This is a genomic window from Microbacterium oryzae, from assembly GCF_009735645.1.
Taxonomy (GTDB): Bacteria; Actinomycetota; Actinomycetes; order Actinomycetales; family Microbacteriaceae; genus Microbacterium; species Microbacterium oryzae.
Genome location: NZ_CP032550.1, coordinates 2980170 through 3000888, shown reverse-complemented (window position 1 = coordinate 3000888; position 20719 = coordinate 2980170). Strand labels below are relative to the sequence as shown.

Below are 20719 nucleotides of genomic sequence, written 5' to 3'. Positions count from 1 at the left end.
GGCCGGGAGGCGCTCCGATCGGCGTCAGTCCAGCGAGTGCGGATCCGTCGCGCGCTCCATCAGGTCGTCGGCGACGATCGGGATGGCCGAGGTCACCGGGGGCAGCGTGGGCTCGAGATGCGAGCCGTCCTCCCTGTGCATCGAGGAGTACTTGCGCATGGTCGGCCGCCCGTGGATGACCGGCCCCTGGTCGGCCAGCGGCACCACGGCCTCGGCGTCCGCGCTCGCGATGTGGACGGCGCCGCGCACGCGGAATGTGACGGGGTCGCCCGCGCGCACCTTCACCCGCATCTCGTCACGGCGCAGCGTGACGTCGAGCTGCGATCCCTGCCACGAGAGCGCGTACTGCAGCTCCGGCCAGTCGCGCGGCAGGCGCGGGTCGAAGCTGAGCTCGCCGTCGTGGTCGCGCATCCCGCCGAAGCCGGCGACGAGCGCCGTCCAGACGCCGCCCGCCGAGGCGACGTGCACGCCGTCCGAGGCGTTGCCGTGCAGGTCGGCGAGGTCGACGAACAGCGCGTGCTCGAAGTAGTCCAGCGCGAGGTCCTGGTACCCCACCTCGGCGGCGAGGATCGACTGCACGACCGCCGACAGCGTCGAGTCGCCGGTCGTCAGCGGGTCATAGTACTCGAAGTCCGCCAGCTTCTCCTCGGCGCTGAACTGGTCGCCCTGCAGGTACAGCGCCAGCACGACGTCGGCCTGCTTCAGCACCTGGAAGCGGTAGATGACGAGCGGGTGGAAGTGCAGCAGCAGCGGGCGCTGCTCGTGCGGCGTGTTCTCGACGTCCCACACCTCGCGCTCGAGGAACAGCGAGTCCTGCGGATTGATCCCGAGCTTCTCGTTGTAGGGGATGTAGACGGCGTCCGCGGCGCGCTCCCACGCCTCCGGCTCCCCCGGGTCGAGCTGCACCCGGTCGACGAGATCGCGGTACTCGCGCCCCGCTCGCTCGGCCATCAGGCGCACGACCTGCGCGGCCGCGCGCAGGTTGAACCGCGCCATGACGTTCGTGAAGAGGTTGTCGTTGACGACCGTCGTGTACTCGTCGGGGCCGGTGACGCCGTGGATGTGGAAGCTCTCCTCGCCCTCGTTCTGGCGCCAGAACCCCAGCGTCGTCCACATCCGCGCGGTCTCGACGAGGACGTCCGCCCCCTCCCGCGCCATGAAGTCGAGATCCCCCGTGGCGCGGACGTAGCGCACCAGGGCGAAGGCGATGTCGGCGTTGATGTGGTACTGCGCGGTGCCGGCGGCGTAGTACGCCGACGCCTCCTCGCCGTTGATCGTGCGCCAGGGGTAGAGCGCGCCGGCTTCGCTCATCTTGGCTGCGCGGCGCCGCGCGGCCGGCAGCATCTTCGTGCGCATGCGCATGGCGTTCCGCGCCCAGAGCGGGGTCGTGTACGCGAGGAACGGCAGGATGTAGATCTCCGTGTCCCAGAAGTAGTGCCCGCTGTACCCGGATCCGGTCACGCCCTTGGCGGGGATGCCCCACCCGTCCGCCCGCGCCGAGGCCATCGCGAGCTGCAGGAGGCACCAGCGCGTCGCCTGCTGCAGGTCGTCGTGCCCCGTGATCCGGACATCCGAGCGCTGCCAGAAGTCGTCCATCCAGCGCCGCTGGGCGGCGTAGAGCCCCTCGACGCCCGCCGCGACCACGCGGTCGAGCGTGCGGAGGCTGCGGTCGATGAGCTCCCCCGTCGGCACGCTGCGCGAGGAGTGGTAGCTGATGACCTTCGTCAGCGTCACCGGGACGCCGGCCTTCGCCTCCACGCGGAACACGTTGCGGGCGATGTCGGGCTCGAGGTGGGACTCGTGCGAGTGCTCGTTGTCGGTTGCGATGAGGTGGTCGGCGAGCACGGCGATCGACATGTCGGACGACGCCGTGCGGTACGACAGCGCCGTGCGCGTGCCGTTCTGCCAGTGCTCCTGCGGCAGGAGCACGCGCTCCGCGTCGATCCGCTCGGCGCGGCGAGGGTCGGCGACGCCCGGCCCGTGCGGATGGCCGCCGTAGACGTCCTGCCCGTCCTGCCGGTTGATGAGCTGGCAGTCGACGGTGACGGGCGCGTCGGCGTTCCGCACCGTGACCGTCATCCGCTCCACCGCGACGTGGCGGTCCTCGAAGGGCACGAGACGGTCGGATTCGAGGAGCACCTCCTTGCCCGAGGGCGTGACCCACAGCAGCCGGCGCCGCATGACGCCGTCGCGGAAGTCCAGCGTGCGCTCGTACTCGCGCACGTCGGCGAGGTCGAGCGAGAGCGGCTCGTCGTCCACGTACACGCGCATGACCTTGGGGTCGGGCACGTTGACGATGGTCTGTCCGACCTCGGCGAAGCCGTACGCGCTCTCGGCGTGGCGGATCGGCCAGGTCTCGTGGAACCCGTTGATGAAGGTGCCGTGCTCGTGCGCGTGGCGTCCCTCCGGGTAGTTGCCCCGGAGGCCGAGGAAGCCGTTGCCGACGGCGAACAGCGTCTCGGTGACGCCCGCGTCCTCCTCGGAGTAGCGGGTCTCCACGAGACGCCAGGGGTCGATGGGAAATCGGTCGCGATCGATCATGCGAGAAGCTCCGGGATGGCGGTGGCCGAGAAGGCGGCGGATGGCGGTGGCCGGGACGGCCGCGTGCGCTAGCGGGTGGCGGGGCCGACGAGCTCGGCCAGGTCGCCGACGACCACGTGCGCGCCGGCGGCGGTCAGCGTCGCCGCTCCCGCGCCGCGATCCACGCCGATGACGAGTCCGAAGCCGCCCGCGGCGGCCGCCGCGACCCCGCTCAGCGCGTCCTCGAGGACCGCGGACCGCGCGGGCACGGCCTGCAGCTGCCGGGCGCCGGCGAGGAACATGTCGGGCGCGGGTTTCGAGGGCAGGCCGTCGCGCTCGGCGGTCGCCCCGTCGACGATCACGGGGAAGCGGTCGAGGATCCCCGCCGCCGTGAGCACGTCCCGCGCGTTCTTGGAGCTCGACACGACCGCGACCGGCGTGCCGACCGCGGCGAGCGCGTCGAGCAGCGCGAGGGATCCGGGGTAGGCCGCGATCCCCTCCTCGGCCAGCACGCGCGAGAACACGATGTTCTTGCGGTTGCCGATCCCGCACACGGTGTCGAGCGACGGATCGTCGGACGGGTCTCCCCACGGGACCTCGACGTCGCGGCTGCGCAGCAGGGTGGCGACGCCGTCGTAGCGCTTCTTGCCGTCGAGGTGGTCGAAGTAGTCCTGGTCGGTGTAGGCGGGTTCGATCCCCCACTGCGCGAACAGCTCCTCGAACATGGCGCGCCACGAGTGCATGTGCACCTCGGCCGTGGGCGTGATCACCCCGTCCAGATCGAACAGCACGGCGTCGCAGCGTCTGAGGTCGGGCAGGTTCGCATCGGGCAGTGAGGTCACAGATCCTCCGTCGCGGGCTGTCGGTGTCCGACCAGCGTAGTGGCGCTCAACTCGCGGCGGCCAGGGATTGACGAGCGATCTCCAGCTCCTCGTCGGTCGGCACGACGAGCACCGCGACGCGGGAGGCATCGGTCGAGATCACGGCGATCTCCCCTCGGGAAGCGCTCTCGTTGCGGGCCTCGTCGATCTCCACGCCCGCGAACCCCAGCGTCGCGAGCGCCGCCGCCCGCACCTGCGGCGCGTTCTCGCCCACCCCGGCCGTGAACGAGATGACGTCGACCCCGCCGAGCTGCGCGAGGTAGGCGCCCGCGTAGGCGCGCAGGCGGTGCACGTAGACGTCGAACGCGAGCTGCGCGGCCTCGTCCCCTGCCGCGCGGCGCTCCTGCACGTCGCGCATGTCGGAGACCCCCGCGAGCCCCTTCAGGCCGCTGCGGGTGTTCAGCAGCCGGTCGAGCTCGCCGGTGGTCATGTCCGCGCGCCGGGCGAGCTGGAAGAGCACCGCCGGATCGAGGTCGCCGGAGCGGGTGCCCATCACCAGCCCCTCGAGCGGGGTCATGCCCATCGACGTTTCCACCGAGCGGCCGCCGTCGACGGCCGTGACCGATGCGCCGTTGCCCAGGTGGAACACGATCTGCCGCAGCTCGGTCAGCGGGCGCCCGACGTGGCGGGCGGCGGCCTCGGCGACGTACTTGTGGCTCGTGCCGTGGAAGCCGTACCGGCGGATGCGGTGCGCGGCGGCGACCTCGCGGTCGATGGCGTACGTGTAGGCGGCGGGCGGCAGCGTCTGATGGAAGGCGGTGTCGAAGACCGCCACGTGCGCGACGCCGGGGAACGCGCGGCGCGCGGCCCTGATGCCCTGGAGCGCACCGGGATTGTGCAGCGGCGCGAGCACCGAGAGCTCGTCGATGTTGATCTCCACGAGATCGGTGACGACCGTGGGCTCGAAGAAGCGCGCGCCGCCGTGCACCACGCGGTGGCCCACCGCGGCGAGGTCGGCGGGATCGAGCAGCGGCCCGTGCTCGGCGAACGCGTCGAGCATGACGCGGAAGCCGGCGGTGTGATCGGGGATGGCCGTCTCGCGGGTGTGCGTCGCCTCCGCGATCGCGGGGGCGGGCTCCCCCGCGCCTGCCGCGTACCGCACGGTGTGCCGCGCCGCGCCGCGGTCCTGCCCGATCCGCTCCACGAGGCCCGAGGCGAGCACGCGCTCGGTCTGCATGTCGATGAGCTGGTACTTGAACGACGACGAGCCGCTGTTGACGACGAGAACGCTCGTGCCGCCCATGGTCACTCCCCCTGCGCCTGGATCGCGGTGATGGCGACCGTGTTCACGATGTCCTCCACGAGCGCGCCGCGCGAGAGGTCGTTGATGGGCTTGTTGAGGCCCTGGAGGACCGGCCCGATGGCGACCGCGCCGGCCGAGCGCTGCACGGCCTTGTACGTGTTGTTGCCGGTGTTGAGGTCAGGGAAGACGAACACCGTCGCGCGCCCCGCGACCTCCGAGTCGGGCAGCTTGGCGCGGGCGACGGCGGCGTCGGCCGCGGCGTCGTACTGGATCGGCCCCTCGATCGGCAGCTGCGGCGCGCGCGTGCGCGCGAGCCGCGTCGCCTCCCGCACCTTGTCGACGTCCGCGCCGGAGCCCGACTCCCCCGTCGAGTACGACAGCATCGCCACCCGCGGCTCGACGCCGAACTGCCGCGCGGTCTCCGCGGAGGAGATGGCGATGTCGGCGAGCTGCTCGCTGGTGGGGTCGGGGATGACCGCGCAGTCGCCGTACACGAGCACGCGGTCGGCCAGCGCCATGAGGAAGACGCTGGAGACGACCGAGACGCCCGGCTTCGTCTTGATGATCTCGAACGCGGGGCGGATGGTGTGGGCCGTCGTGTGGACGGCTCCCGACACCATCCCGTCGGCGAGGCCGAGATGCACCATCATGGTGCCGAAGTAGCTGGGGTCGGTGACGGTGTCGGCCGCGCGCTCGTAGGTCATGCCCTTGTGCGCGCGCAGCGCGGCGTACTCCGTCGCGAACTTGTGCACGTGCACCGCGTCGAAGGGGCTGAGCACATGCGCGTCGCGCAGGTCGACGCCGAGCTCGATGGCCCGGGCACGCACCTCGAACGGCTCGCCCAGGATCGTGAGCTGCGCCACGCCCCGCTGCAGGAGGATGCCCGCCGCCCGCAGCACGCGGTCGTCGTCGCCCTCCGGCAGCACGATGTGACGCCGGTCGGAGCGCGCGCGCTCCAGCAGCGTGTACTCGAACATCAGCGGCGTGACGACGCTCGCGTGCGCCACGCCCAGCACGCGCGTGAGCTCGGCGGTGTCGACGTGGGTCTCGAACAGCGACAGCGCGAGGTTGTACCGCTGCGGCGAGCTCGCCGCCAGCCGTCCGCGCGCGCTCATCACCTGCACCGCCGTGGTGTAGGTGTCGCCCTCCGAGCGGATGACGGGCAGGCGCGAGCCGAGCCCCTCCAGCAGGCGGGAGACGGACTCCGGGATGTCGAAGGGCCCGTTGAGGATGATGCCGGCGATCGACGGGAAGGTGCCGGAGGCGTTCGCGAGGAGCGCCGCGAGGAGCACCTCGCTGCGGTCGCCCGGCACGATGAGGCAGGCGCCCTCGGTGAGGCGCGGCAGCACGTTCTCCATCGACATCGCCGCGACGACCACGCCGAGCGCCTCGCGCGTGAGGAGCTCCTCGTCGCCGTGGATGAGCCGCCCGCCGACCGCGCGGAGCACGTCGCCCATCGACGGCGCGACGAGCATCCGGTCCTCGGGGACCGCCCACACCGGTGCGCTCGGCGTCGCCTGGCGCACCGCCCGGATGATGTCGTCGCGGCGCGCGTCGTCGGCGCGGTTCACGACGGTCGCCAGCAGCTCCGCCCGCTCCCTGGCGAGCTCGGGCACGGCGAGCGCGGCGATCTGGGCGACCTCCTCCGGCGTGCGCGCCGAGGTGGTGCCGAGCTGCTCGCTGCCGCCCTGGTGCGCGCGCCCGCCGAGCACGAGGAGCACCGGCGTGCCGAGGTTCACCGCCACCCGGGCGTTGTAGGCGAGCTCGGCGGGGCTCCCGACGTCGGTGTAGTCGCTGCCGAGCACCACGACCGCGTCGCACTTGGCCTCGACGGCCTTGAAGCGCTCGACGATGCGGGCGAGGGCGGCCTCCGGGTCGGCGCGGACGTCGTCGTACGTGACCGCGACGCACTCGTCGTAGGCGAGGTCGACGCCGTCGTGATCGAGGAGCATCTCGAGGACGTAGTCCCGCTCATCCGTCGAGCGCGCGATGGGGCGGAAGACGCCCACGCGGGGCGTCGCCCTGCTCAGCGCGTCGAGCACTCCGAGAGCGACCGTTGACTTGCCGGAGTGGCCCTCCGCCGACGTGATGTAGATGCTTCTCGCCACGTCCTCCAGCCTACGGGCGAGAACGCGGCCGGGACGGGGAGATGACGGATCCGTCCGGGCATGAAAAGGCTCTCCGCGCACCCGACAGAGCCCGGTTACCCTTGCTACGTTTCCGTCCTGGGGGAGTTGGCCTGGATGCCGCCACGCGGAGAGCTGGAGATAGTCTAACCCCGAATGCGAGGTGGCCCGTGCCAGAGACGATGACGGCCGACAGATTCCTGCAGGCGTCGGGCGAGATCACCGCGTCGATCTCCCGCGTGATCGACGGGAAGCCCGAGGCCGTGCGCAGCGCGGTGACCGCCCTGCTCGCCGAGGGGCACCTCCTCATCGAGGACGTCCCGGGGGTCGGGAAGACGCAGCTGGCCCGCGCGCTCGCCACGACGATCGCGGCGACCGTCCGGCGGATCCAGTTCACGCCGGATCTCCTGCCCAGCGACGTCACGGGCGTGTCGGTGTTCGATCCGGGAACGCGCGAGTTCGAGTTCAAGCCGGGCGCGGTGTTCGCGCACATCGTCATCGCCGACGAGATCAACCGGTCCTCTCCCAAGACGCAGTCGGCGCTCCTGGAGGCGATGGAGGAGGCGCAGGTCACCGTCGACGGGCGCACGCATCCCCTCCCCCGGCCGTTCCTCGTCGTGGCGACGCAGAACCCCCTGGAGATGGAGGGCACGTACGCGCTCCCCGAGGCGCAGCGCGATCGGTTCATGATGCGCATCTCGATGGGATACCCCGACGCGGAGGCCGAGGCGCTGATGCTGCGGCAGCGCGACACCGGCGACCCCCTGGACGCCCTGCGCGCGGTCGTGGATGTCGGGACGGTCGCGGACCTCATCGCCTGGGCTCGCTCCGTGCACGTCGCGCCCGTCATCGAGCAGTACGCGGTCGCCCTCGCTCAGGCCACCCGGCACCACCCCGATCTGCGCCTGGGCGCCAGCCCCCGCGCGACGATCCAGCTCGTGCGCGCGGCGAAGGTGCGCGCCGCGCTCGACGGGCGCGAGTACGTGATCCCCGACGACCTCATGGCCCTGCTCGCGCCCGTGTTCGCGCACCGGCTCATCCCCACGCGGACCGCCGTCGCACGGCACGGCGACGACGACGTGGTGCCCGCCGTCCTCGAGCGCATCGTGCGCTCGGTCCCCGTCCCGCTGGCCGCGGCCCGCTGACGATCATGCGCCGGGGACCCCTCACCTCGCGCGGAGCGGGAGCGCTGGCTCTCGGTCTCGCACTGTGCGCGGGCGCCCACGCCGCGGGCTCCCCGGAGGCGCTGGCGTTCGGCGTGCTCCTGGTGTCACTCGCCGTCGCGTGTCTGCTCTCGCTCTACCTGCGACGGAGCCCCGCCCGCGTCCTGCGGACCCTGCGACCGGAGGCGGTGGCCGTCGGCGAGGAGTGCGCGGTGTCGCTGCGGATCTCCGGCCGCTCGCCCCTGCCGACGCCGGGCGGCACGTGGACCGACGTCGTGCCGGCGGGCCTCATCGGCACCGCGTCGGGATCTCTGCCCGCCTCGCTCACCCCCGGCATGCGCGAGACGCTCGAGCTCGGGTACACGGTCACCGGGCTGCGACGCGGGCCCTGGACCCTCGGCCCCCTCACCGTCGTCGAGCACGACCCGTTCGGCCTCGCGCGCCGCACCCGGCGCCTGGGCGGCGCCACCCCCGTCACCGTCACGCCGCGGGTCGCCCCGCTCGCCTCGCTGAGCCGCGTGGGCGGCGATGCGGGGGTCGCGCTCGCGACCGCCGAGCGGCGCGGGCAGGGAGCGGACAACCTCATCCCCCGCCCGTACGCCCCCGGCGACTCGATGCGCCGCGTCCACTGGCGCGCCTCCGCGCGGCTCGGCGAACTCATGGTGCGCGAGGAGGAGCAGGAGTCCTCCCCGCAGGCGCTCGTCGTGCTGGACCGCGGCACCTCCCGGTGGGCGGCCGCGGCCGCGGCGCCCGGCGGCGACCCCGCCTTCGAGGTCGCCGTGTCGCTGTGCGTGTCGATCGCGTGGCGGCTCGCGAACGACGGCTACGTCGTCGAGGTCGTGGACGGAGACGGCCTGGCGCTGGCCGCGCTCGCCGCAGCGCCGGGCGCGGACGAGCGCGACCAGCTCGCGCGTGCGTTCGCGACCCTCGGCACCCGCTCGGCCGACACCCTGCCGCACCTGGATCGCGCGCTCGTCGGCAGGACCGTGGGCCCGCTCATCGTGATCGCCGGGCGCCTGGAGGGCGACGACGCCCCGGTCCTCGCCCGGCTCGGCCATCGCGGCGCGCTGCCGCTGCTGTTCGCCGCCGACCCGCGCCTCGACGCGCTCGCCGAGGCGCGGCGGGCCGGATGGCGGGTCGCGGCTCTCGGGGACGACGTCGAGGACACGTGGCTGCGCGGCACGGAGGCGACCCATGTCGGCCGCTGAGGGCGCTGCCGCCCGAGGACGTGCGAGCGGCGATCCCGGGCTGGCGCTGTGGACGGCGGTCGCCGTGCTCGCCGCCGCCCTGCCTATCTCGCGCGTCGTCCTGCCCTCGTGGCTGCCGCAGACCGTGCTCGTCGTCGCGGTCGTCACGGCGGCGGGCTGGGCGGTGCGACGCAGTGCGCGGCTCTCCTGGCCGATCCTGGCCGAAGCGGCGGCCTGGCTCGTCGCCGTGACCGTGGTGCTGCCGGCCGCCATCCCGCGGCTCGTCGTCGTCCCCTCCCTCGACACCGTCCCCGCCGTGCGCGCCATGCTGAGCGCGGTGGTCGACGAGCTGCTGCGCGGCGTCGCGCCGGTGCGGCCCACTCCCGCGCTGTCATGGACCATCACCGCGGCGATCGGGCTCCTCGCGATCGCCATGGCGCACGTCGCCCTCACCGCGCGCCTGCCGCTCCTGGCCGCCACCGGGCTCATCGCCGTGGCGCTCATCCCGTCGCTCGTCGTGCCCCAGCGGGTGGATGTCGTCTACTTCGTGCCGCTGGCGGTGGCGATCCTGCTCCTCCTGCGGGCGGACACCCGGGCGCGCGACCCCCGGGACGGGCTCGCGCACGCGGCCTCGGCCTCGGCGGTCGCCGCGGTCGTCGGCGTCGTCGCGGTCGTCGCGGCCCTGGCCATCCCCCCGTTCCTCCCCCAGCCGGTCGCCAAGGCGGGCACGGGCATCGGCCCGACCACCACCATCGACGCCGATCTCGACCTCGGCGCGAGCCTGCGCCAGCCCGCGGAGACCGAGGTGCTGCGGGTCACGACCGACGCGGGCTCCGCGCCGTACCTGCGCGTGGCGACCCTGTCGTCGTTCGACGGAGAGGTCTGGACCCCCGACACCGGCGCGCTGACCTCGGTGGCCGCCGGCCTCCCCCCGCTCGAGCGCAGCTCGGCCGAGCGCGTGGCGGGCACCGCGCGGATCGACGTCACCAAGCTCGCCGGCTCGTACCTCCCCCTGCCCTACGCGGCGGTGGAGCTCGAGGGCGTCGACGAGGCGTGGTCGCTGCTCACCGCGAACCGCACCCTCGTCACGAACTCGGCCACCTCCCTCGACGCGCAGTACACGGTGTCGTGGGAGCGCCCGGCGCCCACGCGCGAGGAGGCCCAGCAGGCCACGGTCGGCGGCGAGGGCGCACCCGCGCAGGCGCTCGAGCTGCCCGCGCTGCCCGCCGTCATTCCGGAGCTGGCCGCCGAGGTGACCGAGAGCGCCGAGAGCCCGTACGACCAGCTGCGCGCCCTGCAGGGCTGGTTCCGCGGCGGCGCGTTCCGCTACTCCCTGAACGCACCCGTCGAGGAGGGCTTCGACGGGTCGGGCGTGGAGGCGATCGCGCGATTCCTCGACGAGCGGGCCGGCTACTGCGTGCACTTCGCGTCGGCCTTCGCCGTCATGGCGCGCACGCTGGGCATCCCCACCCGCGTCGTGGTGGGATACCTCCCCGGCACGTCGACGGGCCAGCCGGGCGCCGACGGCACGATGACCTACTCGGTCACGAGCGGTCAGCTACACTCCTGGCCCGAGGCGCACCTCGACGGCATCGGCTGGGTCGCGTTCGACCCCACCGCCTCGCTCGGGGTGCCGACGAACTTCCTGCCGGAGACGCCCACCGGCGCGCAGACGCCGACGGACGAGCTCGAAGGGCGCTGGGCCACGCCGCGGCCGACCCCGACGACGACGGCGACCGCCGCTCCCGGAGCCGACGCGGCCGACGCGAGCTCGGCCGGAGGCGCGCGCGGGAGCGGAGGGGCTTCGACCGCGCTCGGCGTCGCCACCGCCCTCGTGCTCGCCCTGCTCGTGCCGTTCCTCGTGCGGGTCGGGCGACGGCGCGGGCGCCTCCGCGCTCCGGACGGCCGCCGCGCCGAGGCCGCCTGGCGCGAGCTGGTGGACACCGCGATCGACGCCGGATACGACGTCAGCGCGAGCGAGTCGCCCCGCGCGCTGGGCGCGCGTCTCGTCGCGGAGGCCGGTGCGCCGGCGCCGCAGGTCGCCCTGCTGGTCGGCGCGGTCGAACGCGCGGCGTACGCCAGGGAGGGCGATGACCTGCCCGCGTCCGCGACGGCCGATGCGCTCCGGGCCGCGCGCCGCGCCATCCTGCCCCGGCCGGCCGATCGACTGCGGGCCGCGGCCGCTCCCCGATCGCTCGTCGTCCGGCCGTCCGTCGACGAGCTCGTCTGAGACGGGCTCAGGGGGCCTTGACGACGGTGCCCTTCCCGACCAGCGTGATGCCGCTCGGCGTGATGACGTAGCCGCGGGCGGCATCGGCCTCGCGCGAGAGGCCGACCGAGGCCCCGGCCTCCACGACGACGTTCTTGTCGAGGATGGCCCGGCGCACGGTCGCGCCCGGCTTGATCCGCGCGTTGTCGAACACGATCGAGTCGCTCACGTGGGCGCCGGACTCGACGATGCCGTTCGCGCCGAGCACGCTGCGCTCGATGTGCGCGCCCGAGATGACGCTGCCGCCGGCGACGATCGAGTCGATCACGGTGCTCAGCGTGCCGCGTGCGTCGCGGGCGAACTTCGCCGGCGGCATGTTGACCTGCTGCGTGAAGATCGGCCACTCCTGGTTGTACAGGTTGAACACCGGCAGCACCGAGATGAGGTCCTGGTGCGCCTCGAAGTAGGAGTCGATCGTGCCCACGTCGCGCCAGTAGTATCGGTCGCGCGCCGATGCGCCGGGCACCGTGTTGAGCTTCATGTCGTAGACGCCGGCGGTGCCGCGCTCGACGAACGCGGGGATGATGTCGCCGCCCATGTCGTGGTTCGACCCCGGGCGGTCCTCGTCACGCCGCACCTCGTCGATGAGGGCCTGGGTGGTGAAGACGTAGTTGCCCATGGAGGCGAGCACCTCGTTCGGGGAGTCCGGCAGCCCCTCCGGGGCCTTGGGCTTCTCCAGGAACTCGCGGATGCGCGTGGGCTGCTCGGGATCGATGTCGATGACGCCGAACTGGTCGGCGAGCGAGATCGGCTGGCGGATGGCCGCGACCGTGGCATCGGCTCCGGAGGCGATGTGCGCGTCGATCATCTGGTCGAAGTCCATGCGGTACACGTGGTCGGCGCCGACCACGACGATGTAGTCGGGGCGCTCGTCGTAGATGAGGTTCAGGCTCTGCAGGATGGCGTCGGCCGAGCCCTGATACCAGCGCTTTCCGAGGCGCTGCTGCGCGGGCACCGAGGTGATGTACGAGCCGAGGATGCCGTTCATGCGCCACACCTGCGAGATGTGCCGGTCGAGGCTGTGGGACTTGTACTGCGTGAGGACGACGATCTGGCGCAGGCCCGAGTTCACGAGGTTGGACAGCGCGAAGTCGATGAGCCGGTACTGGCCGCCGAACGGCACCGCCGGCTTCGCGCGGTCCTCGGTGAGGGGCATGAGGCGCTTGCCTTCTCCGCCTGCGAGCACGATGCCGAAGTACTTAGACATGGCCTCACCATAGTGATGTCCGAAGGAGAAAAGCAGACCTCGCGTTGCGTGGCGAAATGTGCAAGTGTCGATCTCCACCACGTGCCCCCTCCGAGCGCTAGGTTGACTGCATGCGAGTCGATCTCCTCTCCCGCGAATACCCGCCCGAGGTCTACGGCGGTGCCGGTGTCCATGTCGCCGAGCTCGTGAAGGCGCTGCGCCGGGACATCGACGTCGTGGTCCGCGCCTTCGGCGCTCCCCGCGACGAGGAGGGCGTCTTCTCGTACGGCTCGCTCGCCGAGCTGGCCGGCGCCAACGGCGCCCTGCAGACGATGGGCACCGATCTCGCGATCGCCCGCGATGTCGCCGGCGCCGACCTCGTCCACTCCCACACCTGGTACGCGAACTTCGGCGGCCACGTCGCGAAGCTGCTGCATGGCATCCCGCACGTGGCCACCGCGCACAGTCTCGAGCCGCTGCGACCGTGGAAGGCCGAGCAGCTCGGTGGCGGCTACCGCCTCTCGAGCTGGATCGAGCGCGAGGCGCTCACGTCGGCCGACGCCGTCGTGGCGGTCAGCGAGGGCATGCGCCGCGATCTGCTGCGCGTGTACCCGGAGCTCGAGCCCGACCGCGTGAAGGTCGTCTACAACGGCATCGACCTCGACGGCTGGCAGCGCGTGGACGATGCCGACGCCGTGCGCGCGCTCGGCGTGGACCCCGACCGGCCGTCGGTCGTGTTCGTCGGCCGCATCACGCGTCAGAAGGGCCTGCCGTACCTGCTGCGCGCCGCGCGCTCGCTGCCGCCGGAGGTGCAGCTCGTGCTGTGCGCGGGCGCTCCCGACACCCCCGAGATCATGGCCGAGGTCGAGGGACTCGTCGCCGAGCTGCGCGGCGAGCGCGACGGCGTCGTCTGGATCGACCGCCACCTCCCGCGCGCCGAGCTCTGCGCTCTGCTGAGCGCGGCGACGACGTTCGTGTGCCCGTCGGTGTACGAGCCGCTCGGCATCGTGAACCTCGAGGCGATGGCGTGCGGCGCGCCGGTCGTCGGCACGCGCACCGGGGGCATCCCCGAGGTCGTCGCCGACGGCGTCACCGGCACGATCGTCCCGATCGAGCAGATGGACGACGGCACCGGCACCCCGCTCGACCCCGACCGCTTCGTGGCGGATCTCGCCGCGGCGCTCACCGAGATGGTGTCGGACCCCGAGCGCGCCCGCGCGCTGGGAGCCGCCGGCCGCGAGCGCGCCGAGCGCGAGTTCTCGTGGGGCGCGATCGCCGACCGCACCCGTGCGCTGTACGCCGAGGTGCGAGGCGCCTGAATGAGAGAGGTCCCGTCCGGCAGAACCGGACGGGACCTCATCGGCGGAAGCGACAGGATTTGAACCTGCGATGCGAGTTACCCCGCATACTTGGATTCCAGCCAAGCTCCTTAGGCCGCTCGGACACGCTTCCAGGGGAAGACTTTATCACGGGGTGAACGCCGCCTCGTCACGCGCGCTCTACTCGCAGGCCACGCCGTCGCCATCGCGGTCGAGGTGCGGCCCGTAGCCGTCGTCGCCGCGCCGCACGGGAGCCGCGCCGTCCGCTCGCGCGGCCGCGCAGTTCTCGTACGGGGCGGATGGCCCGGTCGCCGTCGACGGCGGAGCGGCGGACGCGGCGAGGGCGGGCTCGTCGGGGCACGCGTCGAGCACGCGCGCCATGGCGTCCTTCTCGGCGGGAACCACCCACAGCCCGTAGGCCGCCTTCACCGAGATCTGCCGCGCCACGTAGGCGCAGCGGAACGCCTTGTGCGGCGGCAGCCACGTGGCGGCGTTCCCCGCGCCCTTCTGCGCGTTGGTGGAGCCGTCGACGGCCAGCAGGTTCAACGGGTCGTTCGCGAGCGCGACGCGCCGCTCGGCGCTCAGCCGCTGCGCGCCGGTGCGCCACGCGTCCTTCAGCGCCACGACGTGGTCGATCTGCACGAGGTGCGACGTGTCGACGCCGCGCTCGAACGCGATCGTCCGCCCGGTGTACGGGTCGTCCAGCTCCCCCGCCCGCACCACGCAGCCGTCGTCCGTCACCGCGTCGGCGAGATCCCGTCGCAGGATGTCGTCGCGCGTGCCGCACCCGTTGCCGTCGACGTCGAGCCAGGACTCGCCGAAGTCGCCCACACGGTCGTAGCCGGTGCCGGGCGCGCTGCCCTTCACGGGAAGCGTCGCCAGCACCTCCGCGGCCGTCGCGTCGTCGACCGCCACGCCGCCGCCCGCCGCACCCCCGTCATCCGCGACGCCGCCCGCCGCACTGCCGCCATCCGCACCGCCGCCGGCGAGCGCGGCGAGCATCGCCGACGCCGCGAGGACGAGGCCGACGACGAGCGCGAGGAGCGGCAGCCGCCGCGCGCTCACCCGCAGTTCGGGCAGACGCCCGTCAGCGGCATCTCCATGAAGCAGGTCGGGCAGACCGCCGCGACGCGCTCGGGAGCGGCCGGCCTGCGCGTGCTCTCCCGCCGAGGCGCGACGGTCGGCAGCGGCCGCGCGACCGGGTGCGTGACACCCCAGGCGCCGTGGAAGCGGCGGCTGGGCCACCGCTCGAGCTCCCCCGCCAGGCGCTGCGCGTCGGCCTCGGAGCGGAACCCGTTCGTGTACCCCGCGTGCACCTCGAGCGCGGCGCTCCCGCGCCGCTCGAGCTTGAAGTACGTGCGGTAGCCGACGTAGCCGGTGACGTCGGCGTTCTCCGCGATGCGCCGGACGACGGCCTGGTTCTCGGGCGGCACGCCGTGCCGCTGCAGCGCCTCGTCGAGCGAGGCGTAGCGCTTCGGCCGGCCCTCGCGCCCCTGGTCGATGCTGGATTCCGGCGACTCCGTCACGATGCGCTCCCTGCCACCCCTCGACGGTACCCCTGTCGTCCGCTCGCCACGAACCCGTCAGCGGAGCGCGGCCCGCGCCCGCGGCTGCGGCGAGCGCGGGATGACGATCCCCTCCTCGCGCAGCACGCGCGCGGTCCGCTCCGCGTCGACGAACGCCCCGACCGTCTCGCCGCCCGCGGCGGGGACGACGGTGTGCAGGATCGTCCGCTCGTAGACGTGCACGAGGTTGAGACTCTGCGCGGCGTCGCGGCCGCGCGTGCCGCGGCCCGGCGTGAAGAGGTCCTGGGTGTAGCAGGTGGAGGACGCGACCGACACCGGGATCCCCTCGAACACGGCCGTGGTGCTGTAGTGCAGGTGACCGGCGAGGATGGCCCGCACGTCGGTTCCGCGGACGACGTCGCCGAACGCGCGCTGGTCGCGGAGCTCCACCGTCACGGCGAGGTCCTGCACGCAGGGCACCGGCGGGTGGTGCATGGCGATGATCGTGCCCTCCGGCGCCGGCGTCTCCAGCACGCCCGCCAGCCACTCCAGCTGCGCCGGGTCGAGTTCGCCGTGCGCGGCGCCCGGCACGGTCGAATCGAGCACCACGAGCCGCAGCCCGTCCACCCACGCCACGCGGTCGTACGGCTCGGTCGTCGGCGCGGCGTCGAGGAGCTCACGGCGCATGGTGGCGCGGTCGTCGTGGTTGCCCATCACCCACACGATGCGAGATCCCAGGCGCGCCGCGGCCTCCTCGGCGATCTCGCGCAGCTGCCGGTACGCCGCCGCATCGCCGCGGTCGGCGAGGTCGCCCGTGAAGACGAGGGCGTCGGGGCGGATGGCCATGGTCGCAAGCGAGCGCAGGAGGTCGTGCAGGCGCTCCCCGGCTTCCACCGCGCCGTAGAGGCGCTCCCCGGGCGGCACGAGGTGGGTGTCGGAGATGTGCACGAGGACATGGTCGGGCAGCGGGTGTTCGGCCATCCGGGTGCTCATGCCTCGACCGTCGCGCACCGCGGTGACGGCCGCGTGCACGGCGGCCGACGCCCGGGTGAACGGCCGGGGTCAGTCGCCCAAGAACGCGGCGAGCGCCGCGCGCACCTCCGCGAGCGCGTCGGCGCCGAACGCGACGATGCGCGCCTCCTCGACCCCCGTGTCGGCGGCGGCGATCGTCTCGATCGCGGCGGCGATGGCATCGGCCCTCGGCCATCCGTAGATGCCCGCGCTGATGAGCGGGAACGCGATCGTCCGCGCGCCGAGCTCGTCGGCGACCGCCAGACTGCGCCGGTAGCAGGACTCCAGGAGCGCCCGATCGCGCTCGCCGGCGGCGTGGTTGGGCCCGACCGTGTGCACGACCCAGCGCGCGGGCAGCCGACCCGCCGTCGTCCAGCCCGCGTCTCCCGTGGCGAGCCCGTGCGGGAAGCGCGCGATGCAGTCCCGCAGGATCTCCGGCCCGCCGGCCCGGTGGATGGCGCCGTCGACGCCGCCCCCGCCCCGCATGGCGCGGTTGGCGGCATTGACGATCGCGTCCACGTCCTGGGCCGTGATGTCGCCGTGGACGGCGGTGATGACCGGACTCGCCATGCGCTGCTCCTCCCGTCGCGGGCGCATTCCGCACCAGCATGCCCCCGCGCGCACCCCCGTGTCGACCCCCGCCGCCTGGGTATCGCCGGACCGTAGCCTGGCAGCCCCATCCGTATACCGTCCTTCGCATACGCACGCCGCTACGGTGAGAGCAGCGATCGGCGTCCGCCTTTGGCTTCCACGGCCGCAGGCTCCGATCGACAGGAGAAGTCGATTCCCCACACCCAGACCGCACCCGTCACCTCCCGTCTCGGCGCTGTGCGCCAGACGTATGCGGGAACAGAGACGTTCCCCCCCATGGCCCGCGCATACACCCAGGTCTCCCAGGTCGTGCGCGAGACGGGCCTCCTCCGCCGTGCGCACGTCTTCTACGCTCTCGTGGGCGCCGGCATCCTCGTCGCCCTGGGCGGCGCGGTCACGGGCTTCCTCCTCCTCGGCGACAGCTGGTTCCAGCTGCTCATCGCCGCCGCGCTCGGCGTGATCTTCACGCAGGTCGCCTTCCTCGCCCACGAGGCCGCGCACCGGCAGATCCTCACGAGCGGCCCGGCCAACGACCGCCTCGCGCGCATCCTCGCCGGCAGCATCGGCATGAGCTACTCCTGGTGGGACTCCAAGCACAGCCGTCACCACGCGAACCCCAACCGGGTCGGCAAGGATCCCGACATCGAGGTGGACACCGTGTCGTTCCTCGAGGAGGACGCGGCGAAGGCCCGGGGCCCGCTCCGGTTCATCACCCGCCACCAGGGCTGGCTGTTCTTCCCCCTGCTCACGCTCGAGGGCCTGAACCTGCACCGCCTCAGCCTCACGCACCTGCTCTCGCGCGGCCCCGTCAAGGGCCGTTGGACCGAGCTCTCGATCATCGCCGCGCGCTTCGCCGTGCTGCTCGTGCCGCTGTTCCTGCTGCTGCCGGTCGGGATGGCCTTCGCCTTCCTCGGCGTGCAGATGGCCGTCTTCGGCGTGTACATGGGTGCCTCGTTCGCCCCCAACCACAAGGGCATGCCGGTGATCGCCCCCGACGCCCGCCTGGACTTCTTCTCCAAGCAGGTGCGCACCTCGCGCAACATCGCCGGCGGCTGGTGGGCGACGTGGCTCATGGGCGGGCTCAACTACCAGGTCGAGCACCACCTGTTCCCGAGCATGCCGCGCCCGCACCTCGCGCAGGCGCGCGAGATCGTGCGCGACTTCTGCGCGACCAACGACGTGCCCTACACCGAGACGAGCCTGCTGCGCTCGTACGGCATCGTCATCGACTATCTGAACCGAGTCGGGCTCGCCGCCCGCGATCCGTTCGACTGCCCGATGGCCTCGCAGTACCGCCCCGCTTGAGACCGGGATGCAGAAGACCCCTCGCCGCGATCGCGGCGAGGGGTCTTCTGCATCCGTCAGGACGGCGCGCCTGCCGACTCCACGGTCTCCTGCGTCTCCGCAGCCGTGACGCGCGGTGCGGCCGGCTCCTCGGTGCGCGCCGCAGGCGCCGTCTCCTCGACACGCGCGCCCGCGGCCATCCCGCGGCCGACGGCGTGGCCCTGGATGACCGCCGACAGGTCGACGCCCGTCGCCGCGCGCACGCTGTCGAACATCGACCGCATGCCCGCGGCGGTCTCCCCGGCGAGGTGAGTGCTCGCGCCCTCCGCGCCGCCGCCGGCGAGAACGGTGACGCTGCCGACGTTCGCGTAGCCCTTCGCGAACTCCGTCATCATCGGCACGAGCGCATCGAGCGCGCGCTGCGCGAGGAACGCGTCCTGGTTCTTCGCGAGCGCCGCGGCCTCCGCCTCGATGGCGGCCGCCTTCGCGTCGCCCTCGACCCGCACGGCCTCGGCGTCGGCCTCGGCCTTGATGCGGATGGCCCGCGCGTCCTGCTCGGCGATGAGGGCGGCCGCCTCGGCCTCCTTCACGCGCGCGTACGCGTCGGCGTCCGCGCGCTTCTGGCGCTCGTACAGCGCGGCGTCGGCCACGCGCTTCACGTCGGCGTCCAGCTCGGCCTGCTTGTTCTCCGCCTCCTGCATGAGCACGCCCTGCTGGGCGCGGGCGCGGGCGAGCGCCTCCGCCTGCTCCGCCTCCGCGCGGGCCTGACCAACGTCGGCCGCAGCCGCGGCCGAGTTGCGGTCGAACGCGGTCTGCTCGATGAGCGTCTCCTCGCTCGTGGCGATCTCGCGCGCCTTGATCTGGCGCTCGGCGTCGATGCGCGCGATCTCCGCCTGGCGCTTGACCTTGGAGACCTCCTCCGCGCCCAGTGCGTCGATGTAGCCGTTCTGGTCGGTGATGCCCTGGATCTGGAAGCTGTCGAGCACGAGCCCCTGATCCTCGAGGTCGCTCTTGATGAGCGCGGCGATCTGATCCGACAGCTCCTGCCGGTCGCGCATGAGCTGCTCGACGGTGAGCGTGGCCACGACGCCGCGCAGCGCGCCCTCCAGCTGCTCGGTGGTGAAGACCTCGATGGCGTCGTCCTGCGACACGAACCGCTCGGCCGCGCTGGCGATCGCGTCGGGCGTGGATCCCACCTTGACCAGCGCGACGCCGGTGACGTCGACCGTCACGCCCTGGATCGACTGGGCGGTGGGCTTCACCATGATCTGCCGCGCGCGCAGCGACAGCGTCTCCGCCCGCTGCGTGATCGGGTTCACCACGGCGCCGCCGCCGCGGATGACCGACACGTTCGAGGGCGTGCCGTCCTTGCTCTTCTGCTTCTTGCCGACGATGATGAGCGCCTCGTCGGCCCGTGCGACCTTGTACCAGCCCCGCAGCACCAGCGTGCCGATGAGCGCGGCGACGATGAGCACGACGGCGACGACCGCGATCGCGACCACCGCTCCCGCACCTCCCGCCGCGGCGATGAATCCCTCCATGGACGACACCCTTCACGACCGCCCGCGGCGCACCGATCGGGGCGCGTCGAACGCTGGCGGTCTCGCCGCCACCCTATCGAGGCCGACGCGGCGCGCGAATCGACGGGTCGGAGCGCACTGTCAACCCCTGGCGACGGTCACGGCGGCGCGGCACCCTGGAATCCCGACTCGAGGAGGACGACATGGCACACGTGGAGGGAACCGATCCCGACTTCCCGGTCCGCCCCATCCAGCCGCACGACGTGCCGGCCGATGCGGACCTCGATGCGCTCGAGGACGACCGGGAGCCCGCGGACCTCGCGGACGACCGCGGGCCGCTTCCGGAGGCCGCCACCGACCATCCGGTGCTGCCCGACGACGAGCGCGAGATCGATGAGGGATACGCGGGCGAAGAAGAGGTCTTCGTCACCGAGAGCGAGGAGAACGTCTGATGCACGAGAATCGCACCACTCCCGACGACAGCATGGACGAGCGCCAGGCGCACTCCGGCGAGGTGCCGGCCGGCCGCGGCGGCGCCGACAGCGGGGCAGCCGATCTCGTGGGCGTCGAGGGCACAGCGCCCGCCTCGCCCGAGGAGGGCGAGCAGAACGACATCGCGGGCGTCGAGCCGGTCACCTCGGAGGCGCGCGACGGGCTGCAGACGGCGCCGCGGCAGGACGTGCACGACACCACCGAGGACGCGCGCCTGCAGGGGATCCTCGTCCAGGTCCAGGCCGACCTCTCGACCCGGCGCATCCCGGAGGGCGAGGTGCGGCGCATGCTCGAGCGGCGCCTGAGCGACGTGGGCATCCCCGTGAAGGACCAGGACATGGAGTCCCTCGTCCGCCAGGCGATGGTCGAGCCCGACACGAGCGTGCGGGGGGCCGAGCCCGGCGCCGACGCCTGACCGCCGG

General features: G+C 73.0%; 17 protein-coding genes, 1 tRNA gene and 1 other RNA gene. 7 read left to right on the top strand and 12 right to left on the bottom strand.

Features of this window, described 5'->3' with window-relative positions; genetic code table 11:
• Positions 1-24: 24 nt before the first annotated feature.
• The 5 genes from D7D94_RS14005 to ffs form a co-directional block, all read right to left on the bottom strand.
• Positions 25-2541, bottom strand: coding sequence for a glycoside hydrolase family 65 protein (locus D7D94_RS14005; RefSeq protein WP_156243197.1), 2517 nt, complete (start codon positions 2539-2541; stop codon positions 25-27).
• Between the two features lie 68 nt (positions 2542-2609).
• Positions 2610-3353 (bottom strand): beta-phosphoglucomutase family hydrolase, encoded by a 744-nt coding sequence (locus D7D94_RS14000; RefSeq protein ID WP_246171952.1) that lies wholly within the window; start codon positions 3351-3353, stop codon positions 2610-2612.
• 55 nt (positions 3354-3408) lie between these two features.
• A complete protein-coding gene (locus D7D94_RS13995; protein ID WP_156243195.1) occupies positions 3409-4644 on the bottom strand; it encodes an acetate/propionate family kinase in 1236 nt (411 codons plus the stop codon).
• Positions 4645-4646: 2 nt separating this feature from the next.
• The gene (pta, locus tag D7D94_RS13990; protein WP_156243194.1) at positions 4647-6752 is read right to left on the bottom strand and encodes a phosphate acetyltransferase; all 2106 of its coding nucleotides are present in this window, start codon (positions 6750-6752) and stop codon (positions 4647-4649) included.
• Positions 6753-6813: 61 nt separating this feature from the next.
• An RNA gene (gene ffs / locus D7D94_RS13985) (signal recognition particle sRNA small type) lies at positions 6814-6910 on the bottom strand.
• Between the two features lie 42 nt (positions 6911-6952).
• Here ffs and D7D94_RS13980 point away from each other — a divergent pair.
• From D7D94_RS13980 to D7D94_RS13970, 3 genes are read left to right on the top strand one after another with little or no spacing between them, the layout of a single operon-like run.
• Positions 6953-7915 carry an AAA family ATPase gene (locus D7D94_RS13980; RefSeq protein ID WP_156243470.1) on the top strand — a complete coding sequence of 321 codons (963 nt, stop codon included), beginning with the start codon at positions 6953-6955 and terminating at the stop codon, positions 7913-7915.
• Between the two features lie 5 nt (positions 7916-7920).
• The gene (locus D7D94_RS13975; protein WP_156243193.1) at positions 7921-9141 is read left to right on the top strand and encodes a DUF58 domain-containing protein; all 1221 of its coding nucleotides are present in this window, start codon (positions 7921-7923) and stop codon (positions 9139-9141) included.
• Positions 9128-11350 carry a transglutaminase TgpA family protein gene (locus D7D94_RS13970; protein WP_156243192.1) on the top strand — a complete coding sequence of 741 codons (2223 nt, stop codon included), beginning with the start codon at positions 9128-9130 and terminating at the stop codon, positions 11348-11350. The genes D7D94_RS13975 and D7D94_RS13970 overlap by 14 nt, the downstream gene beginning before the upstream one ends.
• Before the next feature lie 7 nt (positions 11351-11357).
• On the opposite strand, the gene glgC is transcribed toward D7D94_RS13970, so the two are convergent.
• On the bottom strand, positions 11358-12596 hold the full coding sequence (gene glgC / locus D7D94_RS13965) for a glucose-1-phosphate adenylyltransferase (protein ID WP_156243191.1): 1239 nt from the start codon (positions 12594-12596) through the stop codon (positions 11358-11360).
• Between the two features lie 110 nt (positions 12597-12706).
• On the opposite strand from glgC, the gene glgA reads away from it, so the two are divergent.
• Entirely contained in the window at positions 12707-13894 is a 1188-nt protein-coding gene (glgA, locus tag D7D94_RS13960; RefSeq protein ID WP_156243190.1) for a glycogen synthase, read from the top strand.
• A 44-nt stretch (positions 13895-13938) separates the two neighbouring features.
• Here glgA and D7D94_RS13955 read toward each other — a convergent pair.
• The 5 genes from D7D94_RS13955 to D7D94_RS13935 all read right to left on the bottom strand — a co-directional run bounded on the left by D7D94_RS13955 (position 13939) and on the right by D7D94_RS13935 (position 16980).
• A tRNA-Ser gene (locus D7D94_RS13955) sits at positions 13939-14027 on the bottom strand.
• A gap of 47 nt (positions 14028-14074) precedes the next feature.
• Entirely contained in the window at positions 14075-14959 is an 885-nt protein-coding gene (locus D7D94_RS13950; RefSeq protein WP_246171812.1) for a GmrSD restriction endonuclease domain-containing protein, read from the bottom strand.
• Positions 14956-15420 carry a hypothetical protein gene (locus tag D7D94_RS13945; RefSeq protein ID WP_156243189.1) on the bottom strand — a complete coding sequence of 155 codons (465 nt, stop codon included), beginning with the start codon at positions 15418-15420 and terminating at the stop codon, positions 14956-14958. Before D7D94_RS13945 ends, D7D94_RS13950 begins: the two co-directional genes overlap by 4 nt.
• A 57-nt stretch (positions 15421-15477) precedes the next feature.
• Positions 15478-16392, bottom strand: a complete 915-nt coding sequence (locus tag D7D94_RS13940; RefSeq protein WP_156243188.1) for a phosphodiesterase — start codon at positions 16390-16392, stop codon at positions 15478-15480.
• A 69-nt stretch (positions 16393-16461) separates the two neighbouring features.
• The gene (locus tag D7D94_RS13935) at positions 16462-16980 is read right to left on the bottom strand and encodes an O-acetyl-ADP-ribose deacetylase (RefSeq protein WP_156243187.1); all 519 of its coding nucleotides are present in this window, start codon (positions 16978-16980) and stop codon (positions 16462-16464) included.
• A gap of 297 nt (positions 16981-17277) precedes the next feature.
• Between D7D94_RS13935 and D7D94_RS13930 the strand changes: the two genes are divergently transcribed.
• On the top strand, positions 17278-18306 hold the full coding sequence (locus D7D94_RS13930) for a fatty acid desaturase family protein (protein WP_156243186.1): 1029 nt from the start codon (positions 17278-17280) through the stop codon (positions 18304-18306).
• 56 nt (positions 18307-18362) lie between these two features.
• On the opposite strand, the gene D7D94_RS13925 is transcribed toward D7D94_RS13930, so the two are convergent.
• The gene (locus D7D94_RS13925) at positions 18363-19826 is read right to left on the bottom strand and encodes an SPFH domain-containing protein (protein ID WP_156243185.1); all 1464 of its coding nucleotides are present in this window, start codon (positions 19824-19826) and stop codon (positions 18363-18365) included.
• 182 nt (positions 19827-20008) lie between these two features.
• On the opposite strand from D7D94_RS13925, the gene D7D94_RS13920 reads away from it, so the two are divergent.
• Positions 20009-20257: a hypothetical protein gene (locus tag D7D94_RS13920; RefSeq protein WP_156243184.1), complete on the top strand. Its 249-nt coding sequence runs from the start codon at positions 20009-20011 to the stop codon at positions 20255-20257.
• A complete protein-coding gene (locus tag D7D94_RS13915) occupies positions 20257-20712 on the top strand; it encodes a hypothetical protein (RefSeq protein WP_156243183.1) in 456 nt (151 codons plus the stop codon). Before D7D94_RS13920 ends, D7D94_RS13915 begins: the two co-directional genes overlap by 1 nt.
• The last annotated feature ends 7 nt before the right edge of the window (positions 20713-20719 follow it).